The organism is Arthrobacter nitrophenolicus (genome assembly GCF_045833485.1).
In the GTDB taxonomy this organism is placed as follows: Bacteria; Actinomycetota; Actinomycetes; order Actinomycetales; family Micrococcaceae; genus Arthrobacter; species Arthrobacter nitrophenolicus.
This window is the reverse complement of the sequence record NZ_CP174504.1, coordinates 2,662,411-2,677,930: the sequence shown is the minus strand read 5'-3', so window position 1 is coordinate 2,677,930 and position 15,520 is coordinate 2,662,411. Positions and strand designations below refer to the sequence as shown.

General features: G+C 68.0%; 14 protein-coding genes. 4 read left to right on the top strand and 10 right to left on the bottom strand.

All coding sequences use genetic code 11. The annotated features are described in order from the left end of the window. The first annotated feature begins 82 nt into the window (after positions 1–82). A complete protein-coding gene (locus ACJJV6_RS12530) occupies positions 83–3,724 on the top strand; it encodes a TM0106 family RecB-like putative nuclease (protein WP_407709029.1) in 3,642 nt (1,213 codons plus the stop codon). 29 nt (positions 3,725–3,753) lie between these two features. Here ACJJV6_RS12530 and ACJJV6_RS12525 read toward each other — a convergent pair whose 3' ends face one another. The 3 genes from ACJJV6_RS12525 to ACJJV6_RS12515 all read right to left on the bottom strand — a co-directional run bounded on the left by ACJJV6_RS12525 (position 3,754) and on the right by ACJJV6_RS12515 (position 6,432). Continuing rightward, on the bottom strand, positions 3,754–4,080 hold the full coding sequence (locus ACJJV6_RS12525) for an acylphosphatase (protein WP_407709028.1): 327 nt from the start codon (positions 4,078–4,080) through the stop codon (positions 3,754–3,756). A gap of 108 nt (positions 4,081–4,188) precedes the next feature. Continuing rightward, positions 4,189–5,109 carry a hypothetical protein gene (locus ACJJV6_RS12520; protein ID WP_009356949.1) on the bottom strand — a complete coding sequence of 307 codons (921 nt, stop codon included), beginning with the start codon at positions 5,107–5,109 and terminating at the stop codon, positions 4,189–4,191. Positions 5,110–5,370: 261 nt separating this feature from the next. Then, the gene (locus ACJJV6_RS12515; protein ID WP_133351631.1) at positions 5,371–6,432 is read right to left on the bottom strand and encodes an adenosine deaminase; all 1,062 of its coding nucleotides are present in this window, start codon (positions 6,430–6,432) and stop codon (positions 5,371–5,373) included. A gap of 274 nt (positions 6,433–6,706) precedes the next feature. Between ACJJV6_RS12515 and ACJJV6_RS12510 the strand changes: the two genes are divergently transcribed. Beyond that, positions 6,707–7,348 (top strand): transglycosylase family protein, encoded by a 642-nt coding sequence (locus tag ACJJV6_RS12510; protein WP_407709027.1) that lies wholly within the window; start codon positions 6,707–6,709, stop codon positions 7,346–7,348. A 148-nt stretch (positions 7,349–7,496) separates the two neighbouring features. On the opposite strand, the gene ACJJV6_RS12505 is transcribed toward ACJJV6_RS12510, so the two are convergent. Further along, positions 7,497–8,084 carry a hypothetical protein gene (locus ACJJV6_RS12505; RefSeq protein WP_407709026.1) on the bottom strand — a complete coding sequence of 196 codons (588 nt, stop codon included), beginning with the start codon at positions 8,082–8,084 and terminating at the stop codon, positions 7,497–7,499. Between the two features lie 157 nt (positions 8,085–8,241). Here ACJJV6_RS12505 and ACJJV6_RS12500 point away from each other — a divergent pair, with 157 nt between their 5' ends. Both ACJJV6_RS12500 and ACJJV6_RS12495 read left to right on the top strand, forming a co-directional pair. Continuing rightward, a complete protein-coding gene (locus tag ACJJV6_RS12500; RefSeq protein WP_133351627.1) occupies positions 8,242–9,150 on the top strand; it encodes an MSMEG_6728 family protein in 909 nt (302 codons plus the stop codon). Between the two features lie 2 nt (positions 9,151–9,152). Then, positions 9,153–10,013, top strand: a complete 861-nt coding sequence (locus ACJJV6_RS12495; RefSeq protein ID WP_407709025.1) for an NAD-dependent epimerase/dehydratase family protein — start codon at positions 9,153–9,155, stop codon at positions 10,011–10,013. 42 nt (positions 10,014–10,055) lie between these two features. On the opposite strand, the gene ACJJV6_RS12490 is transcribed toward ACJJV6_RS12495, so the two are convergent. The 6 genes from ACJJV6_RS12490 to ACJJV6_RS12465 are packed head-to-tail and all read right to left on the bottom strand — an operon-like array spanning position 10,056 to position 15,513. Then, positions 10,056–11,111, bottom strand: a complete 1,056-nt coding sequence (locus tag ACJJV6_RS12490; protein WP_407709024.1) for a hypothetical protein — start codon at positions 11,109–11,111, stop codon at positions 10,056–10,058. Further along, on the bottom strand, positions 11,108–11,311 hold the full coding sequence (locus ACJJV6_RS12485; protein WP_407709023.1) for a hypothetical protein: 204 nt from the start codon (positions 11,309–11,311) through the stop codon (positions 11,108–11,110). The genes ACJJV6_RS12490 and ACJJV6_RS12485 overlap by 4 nt, the downstream gene beginning before the upstream one ends. Then, positions 11,308–11,646: a hypothetical protein gene (locus ACJJV6_RS12480; RefSeq protein ID WP_407709022.1), complete on the bottom strand. Its 339-nt coding sequence runs from the start codon at positions 11,644–11,646 to the stop codon at positions 11,308–11,310. Before ACJJV6_RS12480 ends, ACJJV6_RS12485 begins: the two co-directional genes overlap by 4 nt. Continuing rightward, positions 11,643–13,421 (bottom strand): glycosyltransferase, encoded by a 1,779-nt coding sequence (locus ACJJV6_RS12475; RefSeq protein WP_407709021.1) that lies wholly within the window; start codon positions 13,419–13,421, stop codon positions 11,643–11,645. The genes ACJJV6_RS12480 and ACJJV6_RS12475 overlap by 4 nt, the downstream gene beginning before the upstream one ends. Beyond that, the gene (locus ACJJV6_RS12470) at positions 13,418–14,704 is read right to left on the bottom strand and encodes a lipopolysaccharide biosynthesis protein (RefSeq protein ID WP_407709020.1); all 1,287 of its coding nucleotides are present in this window, start codon (positions 14,702–14,704) and stop codon (positions 13,418–13,420) included. Before ACJJV6_RS12470 ends, ACJJV6_RS12475 begins: the two co-directional genes overlap by 4 nt. Beyond that, a complete protein-coding gene (locus ACJJV6_RS12465) occupies positions 14,701–15,513 on the bottom strand; it encodes a glycosyltransferase family 2 protein (RefSeq protein ID WP_407709019.1) in 813 nt (270 codons plus the stop codon). The genes ACJJV6_RS12470 and ACJJV6_RS12465 overlap by 4 nt, the downstream gene beginning before the upstream one ends. Positions 15,514–15,520 lie beyond the last annotated feature (7 nt).

The following is a 15,520-nucleotide window of genomic DNA, read 5'->3' as shown; positions in this document are numbered from 1 at the left end:
GCCCCTCTTGCTACGTTTGAAGCAGGTGTAAACCAGGGCCCCAGGAACCGTCCTCCGGCCCGGCTGTCAATGGGGAGGCCCCATGTTTCTGCTCGAAGCTGCCAGCGCCGGCACGGCGCCGGACCTGGTGTTTTCCGCCAGCGATCTGGTGGCCGCAAGCGAGTGTGAGTACCGCGCGCTCCGCATCCTGGACGAAAAGCTGGGCCGCGTCCCGAAAGCCGACTTCCCCGCCGATGAGATGCGCGTCCGGGCCGGTGAACTGGGCGACCGGCACGAGCGGGCGGTCCTGGCCAGCCTGATCCGGAAATACGGCGAGTGGGACGCCAGCCGGGGTGCCGGGGTGTACTCACTGGACCGCGGGGATAACCTGCGCGGCGAACTGCAGGCCAAGCATGCGGAGACCGAGCTGGCGCTCCGGTCCGGAGCCGACGTCGTTTTCCAGGCCACGTTCTTCGACGGCGAGTTCCTCGGCTACGCCGACTTCCTGGTGAACGAGGCCGCAGGAACCGGGAACCCCGGGCGCTACGAAGTCTGGGATACGAAGCTCGCCCGGCACGCCAAGGTGGGCGCCCTGCTGCAGCTCGCCGCATACGGTGACCAGCTCATCGGCATGGGACTGGATCCCTCCCCCGTCGTCACGCTGGTGCTGGGAACCAGGGTGGGCGAGGACTGGCTTCGCAGCAGCCATTCCCTCCCGGACCTGCTTCCCGTTTTCCGCGAACGGCGCCGGCGCTTCCGCCAGCTGACGGCCGCCCACCGGGCTGCCGCGGTCCCCGTGGAGTGGCAGCAGCCCGGCGTTGTGCACTGCGGCCGGTGCGACTACTGTGCCGAGCAGGTTCAGGTTCACCGTGACCTGCTGATGGTTGCCGGGATGTCAGTGGTGCGGCGCCGGAAGCTGCACGCCGAAGGCATCACCACCATCGACCAGCTCGCCGCCATACCGCCCGAACAAGCCCCTGATTCCGTGGGAAGGCTGCGGCGGCAGGCCCGCATGCAGCTGGGACTGGACCAGGTTGCCGGGTCACGGACCTTCACCAAGGACGGGCACCCGCACACCGTGTCCTACACGGTCCTGCCGGACCACACCATCACGTCGCTCCCCGCCCCCAGCCCGGGCGACATCTTCTTCGATTTTGAGGGTGACCCCCTCTGGCAGGACCCCGCCACCGGCGTGTGGGGCATCGAATACCTCTTCGGCGTCATCGAGGCCCCCGAGCCCGGTGCCGCCGGGACCCCCGTCTTCCGCCCATTCTGGGCCCATTCCCGGTCCGGGGAACGCCGTGCCTTCCTCGATTTCCTTGCCTACGTGGAGGAACGCCGGGCCCGCTACCCGGACATGCACGTCTACCACTACGCCCCCTACGAAAAGACGGCGCTCCGGAACCTCTCCCTGGCCCACCAGGCCGGCGAAGAGACGGTGGACGACTGGCTCCGGCACGGCCTCCTGGTGGACCTGTACGCCACGGTCCGGCATTCGCTGCGGATCTCCGAGGCGTCATACTCCATCAAGAAGCTCGAACCGCTGTACATGGGTGACAACCTGCGCTCCGGCGACGTCAAGGATGCCGGCGCCTCCGTCGTCGCCTACGCCGCCTACTGCGCGGCCCGGGACGCTGGCCACCAGGAGGAGGCGGACAGGATCCTTGCCTCCATTTCCGACTACAACCAGTACGACTGCCTGTCCACCCTCCGGCTCCGGGACTGGCTGCTGGAAATCGGGGCACGGGCGGGGGACGCGGCCGGGGAAGCCGGGGCCCGGGCCACGGAAGACCGGCCGGGAACCGAACCCGCGCAGCCGCTGGCCGGGCGGGAACGCCGCGACGCCGTGGACGAGGCACCCGAGGAGGCCGCACTCCGCGAGTACCTGGCAGGCCTGCCGGACAACCGGCCCTGGACCGACGACGAGCGGGCCCTGGCCATGGTGGCAGCGGCCACCGGCTACCACCGCCGGGAGCGCAAGCAATTCTGGTGGCAGCATTTCGACCGGGTGGAGGCGCCACTCGAAAACTGGTCCGAGCAGCGGAACGTGTTCGTGGTGCAGTCCGCCGAGGTGTCATCAGACTGGGCCTTGGCCAAGCCCCGGGAGCGGATGCGCACCCGGGTTCTGCGGCTGCGCGGCACCATGACGGAAGGCTCGGATTTCCGTCCGGATTCCACCTGGTGCCGGCTCTACGATGCTCCACCGCCGGACGGCATGGCGGCACCGGATGCCGCCCCCGAAGCCAGGGCCTACACGTTCGGCACCATGATCAACGAGCTCTCCCCGGCGCCGGACAACCCGGAACATACCCTGATCACCATCGCGGAGCGGGAATCGAAGAAGGTGGCAGCCTACCCGCACCTCCCCGTGGCACTCACCGAGGACCAGCCCCTGGCCACTGCCAGCATCGAGGCAGCCATCGCCGACATCGCCCGGTCCGTGGGATCGTCCCTCCCGTCCCTGCCCGCCCAGCCGGGACTGGACATCCTGCGGAAGCAGCCGCCCCGGTTCCGCTCGCTGCCCGGCCCCGCTGAAGTCCGGCACGGCCCGTACGGTTCTGCCGATTACGCCGCCGCCATCACAGCATCGCTCCGGGACCTGGACCGGTCCTACCTTGCCGTCCAGGGACCTCCGGGTACGGGTAAGACCTTCGTCGGCGCCCACGTGATCGGCCGGCTTGTAGCCGAAGGCTGGAAGGTGGGCGTGGTGGCGCAGTCCCACAACGTGGTGGAAAACCTGCTGTGCCGGGCCGTCGAGGTTGGCGGCGTTGACGCGGCGGTGGTCGGCAAGAAGCTGGCTGCACCGCATGACGTTCCGTGGACATTAACGTCCGACGGCGACGTATCACGCCTGCTGGCAGCGTCCGGCGGGTGCCTGGTGGGCGGGACAGCGTGGACCATGACCGGAAAGGAAGTTCCCGCCGGCTCCCTGGATCTGCTGGTGATTGACGAAGCGGGACAGTTCTCGCTGGCCAACACCCTTGCGGTGTCCCGTGCCGCCCGCCGGCTGCTCCTGCTCGGCGACCCCCAGCAGTTGCCGCAGGTGACCCAGGGCGCACATCCGGAGCCTGTGGACGAGTCCGCTTTGGGCTGGCTCGCCGCCGGCCACGCAACCCTGCCCGGATGGTTGGGCTACTTCCTGGCGGACAGCTGGCGGATGCACCCCGAACTGTGCCGGGCGGTGTCACAGCTCAGTTACGAGGGGAAACTGCAGTCGGCCCCTGCGGCGTCGCTGCGTGAGCTCGAAGGGCTTCCGCCCGGCGTCGAAACTGTGATCGTGGACCACACCGGCAACACCACCAGCTCCAGGGAGGAGGCAGCCGAAGTGGTCCGGCAGGCACAGCGCCACCTGGGCCTGAAATGGACGGCGGGTCCGGAGAGTGAAGCGCGGCCGCTGGACCAGCAGGACCTCCTGGTGGTTGCTGCCTACAACGCACAGGTCCACCTGATCCGGAAATATCTGGAAGAGGCCGGCCTGCCCGAGGTCCGTGTCGGAACGGTGGACAAATTCCAGGGCCAGGAGGCGCCGGTGGTCCTTGTTTCGATGGCATGCAGTGCCGTGGCGGAGGCTCCCCGCGGGGCAGAGTTCCTGCTGAACCGGAACCGGATCAACGTAGCCGTATCCCGCGGCCAGTGGCGGGCGGTCGTCATCCGCTCCCCCGAGCTCACCAGCTACATGCCGCACCGGCCCGCTGCACTGGAGGAACTTGGCGCCTTCATTGGGCTCAGCCCGCGCGCGGAGTAGCGGCGGGAGGGCCTGGAGGCAGCCGCCGGTCAGCGTGCCCGGAAGTTGTTGAAGCCTCCCTCGGCCGCGGTGAGGGATTCCTCCACGCGTTCCACCCTGCCCGGGGTCCGGTCTGATTTCAGCCAGTCGAGGAGCGCAGCGACCTGCGGCTCAGGCCCCTCCGCAACCACGGCAACCGAGCCGTCGCTGACGTTTCGCACCTCGCCGGTCAGGCCCAGTTCCTCGGCCTTGCCCATCGTCCAGAAACGAAAGCCAACCCCCTGCACCACGCCGAACACGCGTGCGCTGAGCCGGACCGTTCCGGTCGGGGAACCACCCGGCGCTGAACCCGCCGGTGAACCGTCGTGGCCGGCCATGGAGAGCCTCCTCAGGAGCGTCGCCCTACCCCAACCGGGTAGCAGTAGGTGTCGTTATGGGCGGCCAAAACGACAGCTACTGCGACCCAGTTGGGCGGAGCGGACCGCTTAGTTGATGGTGATGTCGCGGGTGGCGTGGTTGTAGCGGATGGTGACCGTGCCACCGGGGTGGTGCAGTTCGTGGTTGGGACCATCGAACGTGCCAAATGCGCCGTAGTTCTCGTCCCACGAACGGTTCAGGGCGATCTTGAAGGTGTAGAAGCCGGCCGGCAGCTCGGCGCTCTTCTTCCAGAGCTGGTCCAGGAAATCGAACTCCATCTGTGCTTCGTCGTACTGGGGAGCCCAGTTCTCCGGTGCGCCCAGGATGGTGTTGAAGTCACCGGCAACGGCCACGGCTTCGGGCTGCGGGTGGGTCTCAACGTCCGGTCCCTCGAACCCCTCCGACGCAACGGAACCGGCGGCAACAGGCTGCTTGGCCGCCGTCTTGCCCTTGACTGCCTTCACTACCGGCTCAACGGCTTCTTCAAGTGCCTTCGCCGCCTTGCCCACGGCAGCGGCGGCCTTCTTGGCCGGGGTCTTCCTGGCGGTGGTCTTCTTGGCCGGCGCTTCCTTGGCCACGGGCTCAACGGGAGCCGCGGTCACCTTCCGGACGAATCCTTCGGGAGCGGTGGGAACCGGGGTGTCGGCAGGAACCGGCGTGCCGGCGTCGAGCGCGGTGGCGAATGAAACCGCATCGGGGTACGCCACGGTGGCACGCATGCCGTCCTCGGTGATGGTCCAGCCGGAGCGGCCCTTCACCAGCCAGCCGGCCTTGACCAGTTTGGCGGTGGCGGTGGTGAGCGTCTTGTGGCCGCGGGGAATTCCGCCGCTGAGCAGTTCGGCTTCGTGCTCGTTGAACGGCACGCGCGCGGTCGCCTCGGCGAGGACCTGGCCCGCGTTCAGTGCATCGCCTGACCACACGCCTTCGGTCAGGACATCCAGGACGGTCTTGAGACGAAGGTAAGTGTTTTCTGCGGTGGACTTGGCCATGATTCCCCTTTTATGAAAGCGATCGGTCATAGGCATCTTGCCAACTGCCCGTAAAATCGCGCGACTTTAATTGGTTAACTCTGCGTGTCGTGACCGACTATGAAGCGGATCCCGCATCAAAGTGAGGCGAAGGTCTCGGGTAAGGGCTGTTGCATAACCCTCATAGCGCCGGCATGGGTGCCGCCCTGCAATCCCCGGACACGCCTGCGGCACCCAGTTTAGCGGCACCGCCCTGCAGTTGTTGCCTGGGACACAGCAGCGTCAGGGCGCGACTTCCCCGCTGTTCAGTTCCTCCAGCAGTTCGGCCTTGCGCTCCTCGGAGGCAAAGGACGAGTGGATGGAGTTCGCGGCCAGGCGGGCCTTGTCAAAATCGGACAGATCGAAGACCGCCTTGAGCTGGGCAAAGTTGTCGTCCACGTAGCCGCCGAAGTACGCCGGGTCATCCGAATTGACCGAGACATTCAGCCCCGCGGCGAGCATCGCCGGAAGCGGGTGGTCGGCGAGCGTGTCCACGGCACGAAGCCGGACGTTGGACAGCGGGCAGACCGTGAGCGGGGTCCGCGCGGCAACGAGCCGTTCCACCAGGTCGGGATCGTCCATGCAGCGGATGCCGTGGTCAATGCGTTCCACACCCAGGACATCAAGGGCTTCGATGATGTACGACGCCGGCCCTTCCTCCCCTGCGTGTGCGGTCAGCCGCAGGCCTGCTTCGCGGGCCTTGGCGTAGAGCCGTTCGAACTTGGCGGGAGGATTGCCGACCTCGGCGGAGTCCAGGCCGATCGCCCCGATGGGCGCCTCCATGGCGAGCAGTCCGTCCAGGACCTCCAGGGCCGAGTCCTCGGGGAGGTCGCGCAGGAAGGCTGCGATCAGCATGGTGGAGATGCCGAAGTCCTCCTGGGAAGTGGCCAGCACCGATGCCACGCCGTTGACGCAGGTTTCGAGGGAAATGCCGCGGGAGAGGTGCGCCTGCGGATCCATCATGATCTCGGCGTGGCGGACGCCGGCGGCTGCTGCGCGCTCAAGGTAGGCGTGGGTCATGGCCGCAAAGTCCTCTTCGGTCTGCAGCACGGCCATGTTGGCGTAGTACAGGTCCAGGAAGGACTGCAGGTCGGTGAATTCGTACTTTTGCCGCAGCTCGTCCAGCCCGGAGTACGGCAACGTGATGCCGTTGCGTTCGGCCAGGGCGAAGATCAGCTCCGGCTGCAGGGTTCCCTCGATGTGCAGGTGCAGTTCGGCTACCGGGAGGACCCGGGCCGGGGCGCCGCCTTCTGATTCGTCGGCTTCGGTTCCGGGCGCGGCGGTGGCGCCGGCAATGTTTTCCATCCGGTCAGGATAGTGCCCCGGCAGATTTCCCGCCCACCGGCGGAACACCGGAGCTTTCGACACTCCCGGCCAGATCTCGATTTGATAACCCCACGGCCATGTCCTAGCGTGAAATGCATACCCGTCCAGCGGGTGCATGAATGCCCGGTGCTGCCTCCACCAGAACTGCCCAGCGGCAGCCACCGAAGTTGACCTCTATTCGTCAGGGGCGGGCAGTGGCGCGACGATCTCCGGGGACGGAACCAGCGCCGGTGGCCTTCAGGAGCATCACCACATGAAAAACACCACTTTCCGTACTGTCGCGCGCCGTGGAGCCACCGTGGCGGCCATTTCCGCCGCCGGCCTGGCACTTTCGGCCACGGCAGCCAATGCGACCACCAGCACCTCCACCTGGGATGCGTTGGCGCAGTGTGAAAGCGGCGGCAACTGGGCCACCGACACCGGGAACGGCTACTCGGGCGGCCTGCAGTTCAGCGCCAGCACCTGGTCAGCGTACGGCGGCACCGGCTCGCCGGCGGACGCCAGCCGCGAGCAGCAGATCGCCGTGGCGGAGCAGGTCCAGGCCTCGCAGGGCTGGGGCGCATGGCCGTCCTGTTCTGCCCAACTCGGCCTGAGCGGCGGCGCCACCGGGACCTCAGCTGTCCAGCAGGCGCCAGTCCAGCAGGCACCGGTCCAGCAGGTGCCGGTCCAGGCTGCCCCCGTCCAGGCGGCGGCAACGGTTCCCGCCGCCAAGCACGCCACCGCAGTGGCCCTCAGCGGAGAGACCTACACGCTGGAAGCCGGGGACACCTTGAGTATCGTGGCGGACAAGCTGGGCATCCAGGGCGGCTGGCAGCAGCTCGCGGACGCCAACCTGGACACCATCTCGGACCCGAACCTCGTCTTTGAAGGCCAGGTCCTCCAGCTTCCCGCATAGAAGCTGCCCGGCAGCCCGTGGCTGCCCAGCCCTCCGGGGCTCCCCAAGCAGGTCGGCGATAGACAAATTCCGTTGACCAAAAAGACGACGCCGGCACGCCCCCACGAGGGGAGTGCCGGCGTCGTTCCTTTAATCCGGTGAGCAGGGCTTAGCCGGCAGGCAACTCGCGGACGATCCGGACCTTCCAGGCGGAGTCATCGCTCGTGTCCAGCAGGGCAACGGTGCCGTGGGCCAGGTTCAGCGCCACCCGCTTGACGGCGAGCAGCTCCAGGTACAGGTGCTCGTTCATGCGGCTGGGGGTATCGATCATGTACTTCACGGCGTCCCGGACCTTGCGGTAGTTGGCGCTGCGTTCCCGGTGCATGTGCAGTTCCAGGGCAGACTTCTGCTTGATGCGGGGTTCGTGCCGGTTGAGCAGGGTGACCGCGGTATGGACCCCCACCACCAGGGCAAGTGAAACCACGTAGATCCACCAGCCGCTGGAGAGCAGGAACAGCGGCAGGTTGCCGATGGCCACGATGGCTATCACCACGCGGAGCGCTGCGATGCGGCGCATGGTCTTGGCGACGGCGGCGATGCCGTCGCGGAAGCGGTGCTGCTCCTTGCGGGCGGCGTGGGGATCGATGGTGAACTCATCGAGGACAAGGATGCCCTTTGCTTCCGGAGCCAGCATCTGCCCGAAACGGGGCATGCTGGGGTGGGCGTGTCCGGTGGTCTTTTCAGGTGTTAGTGTCATGAGGGAGCTTCCAAAACGCGGGGGTGGTTGCGGAGATCTTAGTGGTTTTAACCTCCCCCCGTATGCATGGGTCCACTATTTGGACACCCGGAAGGCTGCCCCTGTGGCCCGCGGCACTGCAATTGGAACATCCGCCGGGTGCCGTCAGACTGAATAAATGCAAACCTTCCTCCCGTACCCTGACTTCCGGCAGAGCGCCGCAGCACTGGACACCGCCCGGCTCGGCAAACAACGGGTCGAGGCGCTCCAGACGCTCCGCGCCCTGGTCATTCCCGGATACGGCTGGCAGACCCACCCTGCCATCCGCATGTGGATGGGCTACGTGCCGGCGCTGACCATGTACGGGCTGGCAATGGTGGATGAATGGACCCGCCGCGGCCACCCGGACAACACCCGCGCGAACATCACCGAGTTCGCACCGCAGGCTGCACATCCGGACTACGCCGGCAAGATTCCGATGCCCCCGTGGCTGGGCGATCCTGACGTCCACCTCAGCCACCGCTCCAAGCTGGTCCACAAGGAACCCAAGTTCTACAGCCCGGTCTTCGCCGACGCGGTGCCGGACATGGATTACGTGTGGCCGGAACCCCGGCATGAGTTCTTGCCCCGGGAACCCGAGGGCGAGATTCTGTGGATCCTCCGCGATCCCCACGACGACGTCGATCCCCAGTCGCTGGACACGGTGGCGCTTCCGCCCGTGAGCGGCAGCATCGCCGCGGCAGCCGGCGCGGACGACTACTCCCCCGTCTACCTTGAGGAGTCTTCGCGCCGCCCGTCCAGGCAGCCGCGGAAGGCCCCGGCCAAGCCGCAGGCGAAGAAGCCCACGCGGAAACGGCTGGCGCAGGAGGAGGCCTTCTCCACCCTTCCGGGCAAGACGCCGGTGGCTGTCCCGTTCGAACACGGACAGAAGTTTGCGGTGGGCCAAGTGGTGGGGCGGCCCATCACGCTCGAGGACGGCCGGTTCGGCCGGCACTTCGAGGTCACGGAGATTATTGACCGCTCCGCGTTCGCGTACCCGGCCCTCCTCCAGGATCCGCGCGTTTTCTTCGCCGTGGAGGCTCCCTAGCCATGACCATCCTGCTGGCCGGCTGCGGCGACCTTGGTACGGAAGCGGGCCTTCGATTCGCAGCGCTGGGGCACCGGGTGGTGGGCTGGCGCCGCTCCCCCGGGAAACTGCCTGCCGCCATCGAAGGCGTGGCGGCTGACCTGGGCGCTCCGGACCTTCCCGCCGTCCCCAAGGACACCACCGCCGTCGTGATTGCCGTTGCCGCCGATGCTCCCACGGAGGACGCCTACCGCGCGGCCTACCTGGGTGGCGTCACGAACGTGCTGGACGCCCTGGAGCGCGACGGCGTGCGGCCGGCGCGGGTGCTTTTTGTCTCCTCCACGGCGGTCTACGGCGATGCCGGCGGGGGCTGGGTGGATGAGGACACGGTCCCGGCCCCCGGTGGGTTCTCCGGGCGTGTGCTGGTTGAAGCCGAAGATGCGCTGCGGGCGCGGCTGGCGGGAACCGGAACGGCGGCTGTGTCCCTTCGGCTCGGCGGCATCTACGGCCCGGGCAGGACGCGGCTGATCGACCAGGTGCGCAGCGGTTCAGCCGTAATCCCGGAAGATGTCCGCTACACCAACCGGATCCACCGCGACGACGCTGCCGCAGCCATTGTCCACCTGGTGTCCATGCCGGCCGACCCTGCGCCGGTCTACATCGGCGTGGACGACGATCCCGCCGACCTGGGCAGTGTGCTGCGGTTCCTGGCTGCCGCCATGGACCTGCCGCATCCGCCCGTGGGTGATGCCGGACCGGCGCGCGGCGGCAACAAGCGCTGCAGCAACGGCCTGCTGCGGGGCACCGGCTTCACGTACGCGTTCCCGTCCTTCCGCGAGGGCTACCGGGACATCCTGGCCGGCAACGGCGTCCGTCATCCGTAAATGACGGCGGCTCCCCCGCCCCGGGGTTAGCCGGCGGCCGCGCTAGGATCCCGCGGTCGGGTGCCAGTACCGCAGGCCGCCGCTGGTTTCTCCGGCAGGCGTGACGTCAACCATGGCATACGGGAACGCCCGGCGGTCCGACTCGTCAGGTCCGCGGCCGCGGACGTCCGAACACCACGTACCGGTGTTGATGTACCGGGTGGAGCAGTCCTCCAGCGGGGACTCCAGCGCCCTGTGGGTGTGGGCTGAAATGTACCAGGCGACCCCGGAGCGCGAAGCCTCGAGGGTACGGGCGAACCGGCCGGCAGCGGCAGGGGCCTGCTCGCTGGCGATGCTGCGTCCGGCGGCCGCAAGGACCATGCGGGTAGCGGTGCGCGGGACAGCCGACACCGTCCGGAACCTTGACAGGCGCGCCAGTTCCCGAACGAGGTCCTCGTCGAGGGCAAGGCGCCGGGACTCAGACTGCAGCAGTACGTCGTAGGCGTCCGACCGGACGCGCCGTTCTGCCCGCTCGGACGCCAGGCAGGCACGGGCAACGGCGCCGGCACGGCTCAGGCGTGACCCCGATGGTTGGGCGTGCCAGGCCGCAAGCGGAGGCAAATCCAGCCCGTCGGTGCCGTTGACCGCCGTGCGGAGCAATTCCGGGATGCGGTGCAGGGCATGGTGCTGGTGGCCGTGCTCCGCGACGAGCACGCCAGGAACATGCAGGAACCACGGGTGGACACGGACCCGCCCGGGCTCCACGGGTGACAGCAGTTCCGCCAGGCTGGCCGCCACGGAGGGCCGGGCCAGCTCCACGTCATGGTTGCCGCAGACGAAATGCAGCTGCACGCCGAGGGCCGCGCACTCCTGCAGCGTCCGGAACGTGTCCACGTGCTGGTCCAGGATGGACTTGAGCCGGGCCAGGCTCTCGTCCTCGCTGAACCCGGTCAGTTCGAACGTGTCACCGACGAAGACCACGTGCCGCTCCCGCCCCCGGGCCGCCAGCACCTCGCGCCGGAGGAACCCGGGCAACTCCCTGCCGGGGTGGCGGGGATCGTCGTCGGAGTCATCCAGGTGAAGGTCGCTGAGGAGCCACCACCGCGCCGCGCGGCTCACGTGATCAGCTCCCATACGCGCGGAACGAAAAGAAGCAGGAAGACCGTCCAGACGGCGGCGACCGCGATCCGGCTGACGGTCCGGTTCGCGTGCCGCGGGCCTGCGGATTGCTCCGGATCCTGTCCGGTATGGCGCACCTCAAGCGTTATCAGGGTGGTGAGCAGGGCGGCCGCAGCAAGCACTCCGGGGAAATCGATCATGCCGGGGCCTCCTTGCGTTCCCGGGCCAAGCAGGCGAGGACAGTGATGGCACCCATCGCGACCACGCACCCCTGCCACGACCACACGGTGAGGTAGAACATCGCCGTGGAGACGGCTGTCAGCGCGGCGATGCCAAGCGCCACGACCAGCAGCGCTGCAAGCGCGGCGTCGGTCACCGGCGTCAGCCGAACCAGTGCCTGCCCCGGGAGCAGGACGAGGACGGTAAGAGCCACCAGCGCCTGGAGCGGTCCGGGCAGCCCCACGAGGGTCACCACTGACAGTGCGACGGCAGCGAGGCCAAGCGCCAGGGTGGGCCGGCTGATTCCGCCGTTCATGGTGTCATCCGGTAGACGCGTGCCTCCGCATTGCTGAATGCGAGCCTCACGCCGTTCTGGGCATCCAGCCACTCCTCCAGCTCGGCGAAGCCCTCCGTGGTGCTCTCGCCCTGGAGCACGATACTGGCCTCCGACGAGCGCAGGAACATCAGGAAGCCGCCTTGGGCATTATGCCGCACAAAGTTGTAGACGATCGGCCCGCACGTCGCCGCCGACAAGTCGGGAGAGCACAGGTCGTCGATGGTCCGGTACTGGTGCTCCAGATATGTCTGGTCCCGCCAAGGTGTTGGGTGCGCAGCCGAAATGATCGCCGAGCCTGGCGGGGCCAGGCTCTGCACGGCGGTGACGGCCGCCATTTCACTGTCACTGAAGAGGTCATACTCTGCATTGCCGAACCGGCCCGTCACATTGAGCACGGCCAGGACCACGAAGGTGAGCACCAAGGCCGCCGCCCTGCGGATGGAGAGGCGAAGGCTGCCGTCGGGCGGCAGCAGGGCTGAGCAGGCCAGCAGGGCAATGAAGGGCAAGGCGAACAACGAGACGCGGATCAGCATTTCCCCGCCATAGGACTGCACGGGAAAGAGCATCAACGGCGCAGCCGCGAGGATGGCCACCCGGATGTCCAGCCGCCTTCTGCGCCATTCGCGCACCGCCCCGGCCGCAGCAAGCAGCCACAACACGACCGTGAGACCCACCCGGAGCTGCACCACCAGCAGGTGTCCGGGGGTACCGCCCACACGTTCGACGACGTTCGTCGCCACCGCGCCCTGGAAGCCTGCGTCCTCTATCGGAGGGTGGCCAGCGAGGTAGGCACTCGCGGGATAGACGAACCACAGCACCAGCACCACCGCGGTGATCAGGGGCAACTGGCTGGGCCAGACACGGCCGCTCAGGGTGAGGGTGGTGATGGCGAACAGCACCATGAATGGAGTCAACTGGTGGCTCGCGAAGATCACGACAACGAGCAAGAGGACCATCGCGAGGGCAGCCACCCGGTGTCCCGGCCGGGAATCAGCGGGCCGCCGCTCCTGCCACCAGGCCGCCAGGTCGGCGCGCCTGAAACCGCGGAACCTGGGCGGCAGCGCGGCCAACGGGCCGACGAGCAGCGCGACGATCACAAGGTACAGGAAAACACCGAAGGCCTGCGGAGACAGGTAGTCCTGGTCCTGCCAGTTGCCGAGGCAAAAGATCCAGAGCACCAGCCAGCGACGCCTCGGGTCATTCGTGAGGTAGCGCATGACTACGCCGACGGCGGCAAGCCACAGAAAGACGTTGAGCACCGGGGCCCACAGGGCAACGCTTACCGGATCAAGGCCGGTCGCCGCCAGCACCGTGGCCAGAAGTGCGAAGAAGCCCGGCCAGTTGAAGTACGCGTCGATGCCCGGATCAACCCGCTGCATATCGGACAGCGCGTCGGCGATGCCAAGGTGGCGGAATGCCACCTCTCCCCGCGGTACGTCGGTCACGAACAGTGCTGTCCCGAAGAGGACGAGGACGAGCACCACCACCAGCCAGAGCATGACCACGCGGTGCGCCGGACCCACGGCGTCCCCCCGAAGCGCCACGACGAAGGCAACGTTCAGCAGCACGACACCCACCCAGAACGGCCAGGGCAGCATCGCCACGAGCCCCAAGTCGCTGGTGACGGGCAAGGTCACCGCTGAGGCGGCCCCCACGGCGAGGGCCAGCGACACGAGGCCTGCCAGTGCGCACCAGATGTCTCGGGGCTTCCAGCGTTGCTTGGTCTCTTCGGGCAGCTCGAGCGTGCTGATCATCGCACCTCTCTCGTCACGCCCCGCAGGATCGCGAGGAGCCGAAGGCCCACGGCTGCGGCCCCAACGGTCAGTACCACGAGCCAGGCGAGGGCCATCGCGGTCGAGCCTTTTTCAGCGGCCCACAGCGCGGCGGTGCAGAGCGCGACAGCCAGCGTCACCCCCACCGCTATTCCCTCCATGTACCGGCCACGTGCCCGGCAGACAGCGTTGTAGGCCTGCAGCACTGCATACGCGACCACGCCGGCCGCCAAGAGCCGGAGGGCGTCGGCTGATGCGTCCGCGTATTGCTCCCCCAGCAGGTGGAGCAGCGGGCGTGCGAAGAGGACAAGGACGACGGCGGCCAGTCCGCCCACGGCGAGCGACCACCGCAGAGTGGCCCAGGTGGTCGCCACCAGGCGGTCAGGTTCCCGCACGCCCTCCGAAAACTGGACGATGCCCATCAGCATCGGAGCGGTGTAGGCGGCCCACGCCATCATCCATGCGGGATACCAGTAAGCGGCGGCCTCCGGTGCCACCATGTGGGCGAGCAGGAGCGGCAGCAGCAGTCCAGGTGCGCGCTCGCTAAGGGTAAGAAGCTGGTTCGGAATGCCCAGCATCAGCACTGAGCGGCCATGTACAAGACGCAGCGTTGGCCGGGGCTTGTAGCCGATAAGCCTCCTCAGCTGTACCGCCCCGATGACCGCTGTCACGGCGGTCCCGAGGGTCCAGCAGGCCATCAGCATGTCCACCGGGGCGGGATGCGCCTGCCAGGCCACGAGGGCAATGGCCGCGAGCGAGACCAACCCGCCCACGGTGTACCGCAGGGTGGCGCTGGCGCCCCGCCCCAGCGCCACGAGGGCCTGGTCCATGACCGTGCCCATTGTCCCCGTGATGGCAGCCAGGAGGAACATGAGCCAGAAGAGAACAGAGACCGAGGCAGTCTCCGGCGCCACGGTCGCCTCCAGCACGAGGTAGCCAAGGGCCAGCACGGTGCTGGCCACCGCCACGATGCCGAACGCCGCATCCAGCACCCGGGCAGGCGGTTCACCCCGCCCCACCGAGACGATCACGGCAGACCCGGCGCCCAGGATCGCCAACTGCGCGCAGATCAGCACCGCGGACACGGCTGCCGTGGTGAGCCCGACCTCACGCTCGGCGGCCGCGTGCGCGGCCACGATCCAGAACGCGAAGCCCGAGCCGGTCTGGGCGGCCTTGGCCAGGATGAGGCCGAGCGAGCTGCGCAGCGCGGAGTGCCGGACCAGGGTCGAGATGTCCGTTGCAGCAGCCCCCCGCTCGCCCCTCACGATGCGAAACCCTTTACCAATCCCGCGTAGTTGTACCAGCAGAAGGCGGCGTAGTACCGCAGCCAGCGCGGCTGGCCGGCGGCGAGGCTGAGGGCGCTGCCGCGGACCGCCGCGGCAGCGGGCAGCAGGGCCAGCCTGGCACCGCGCCAGCCGTGCTTGCGGATCATCTTTCCCAGCCCCGTTCCGTCCATGAGGAACTGGTCCAGCGCGAAGTCGAAGTCGTCGGCGGCAAAACGGTGCTCGACGAAGACTTTGCGTGACACACCCGTCCGCAGCCCCGACTGCCGCATCCGCCAGCGCAGTTCGATGTCCTCGCCGGACTTGAAGGAGTCGTCGAAGCCCACGCCCATCATCAGTTCCCGGTCGACGATTGTCGCCACAAGGCCGAACCAGTTGCGGCTGCGGCCAGTGCGGTGGTGGTGGGCCAGCGCCTGCCCCCAGTAGCCCGGTCCGGCGACGCTTTCCAGTCCTGCCTGGAGGGCGTCGTACCTGTCCTCCACCAGTTCATCGAGCAGGTCGGCCACGCCGTTTGGTCCAAAGACGACGTCCGCGTCGACGAGCAGGACCCAGGGCGTGTTGCTGCTTCGGACACCAAGCGTGCGGGCCCAAGGCAGGCCCCGCCCCTCGTCGCTCACCACCCGGGCTCCTGCCGCCCGGGCGATCTCGACGGTGCGGTCGGTGGAGAGTCCGTCCACCACGATGATTTCGGCGACCCCTGACTGGCGCAGGGCCTCCAGGCAGCGCGGGAGCAGGTGTTCTGCGTTGCGCGCCGGAACAACAGCGGTGACGTCGGCAGTGCTGTGACCCACGGCCCCC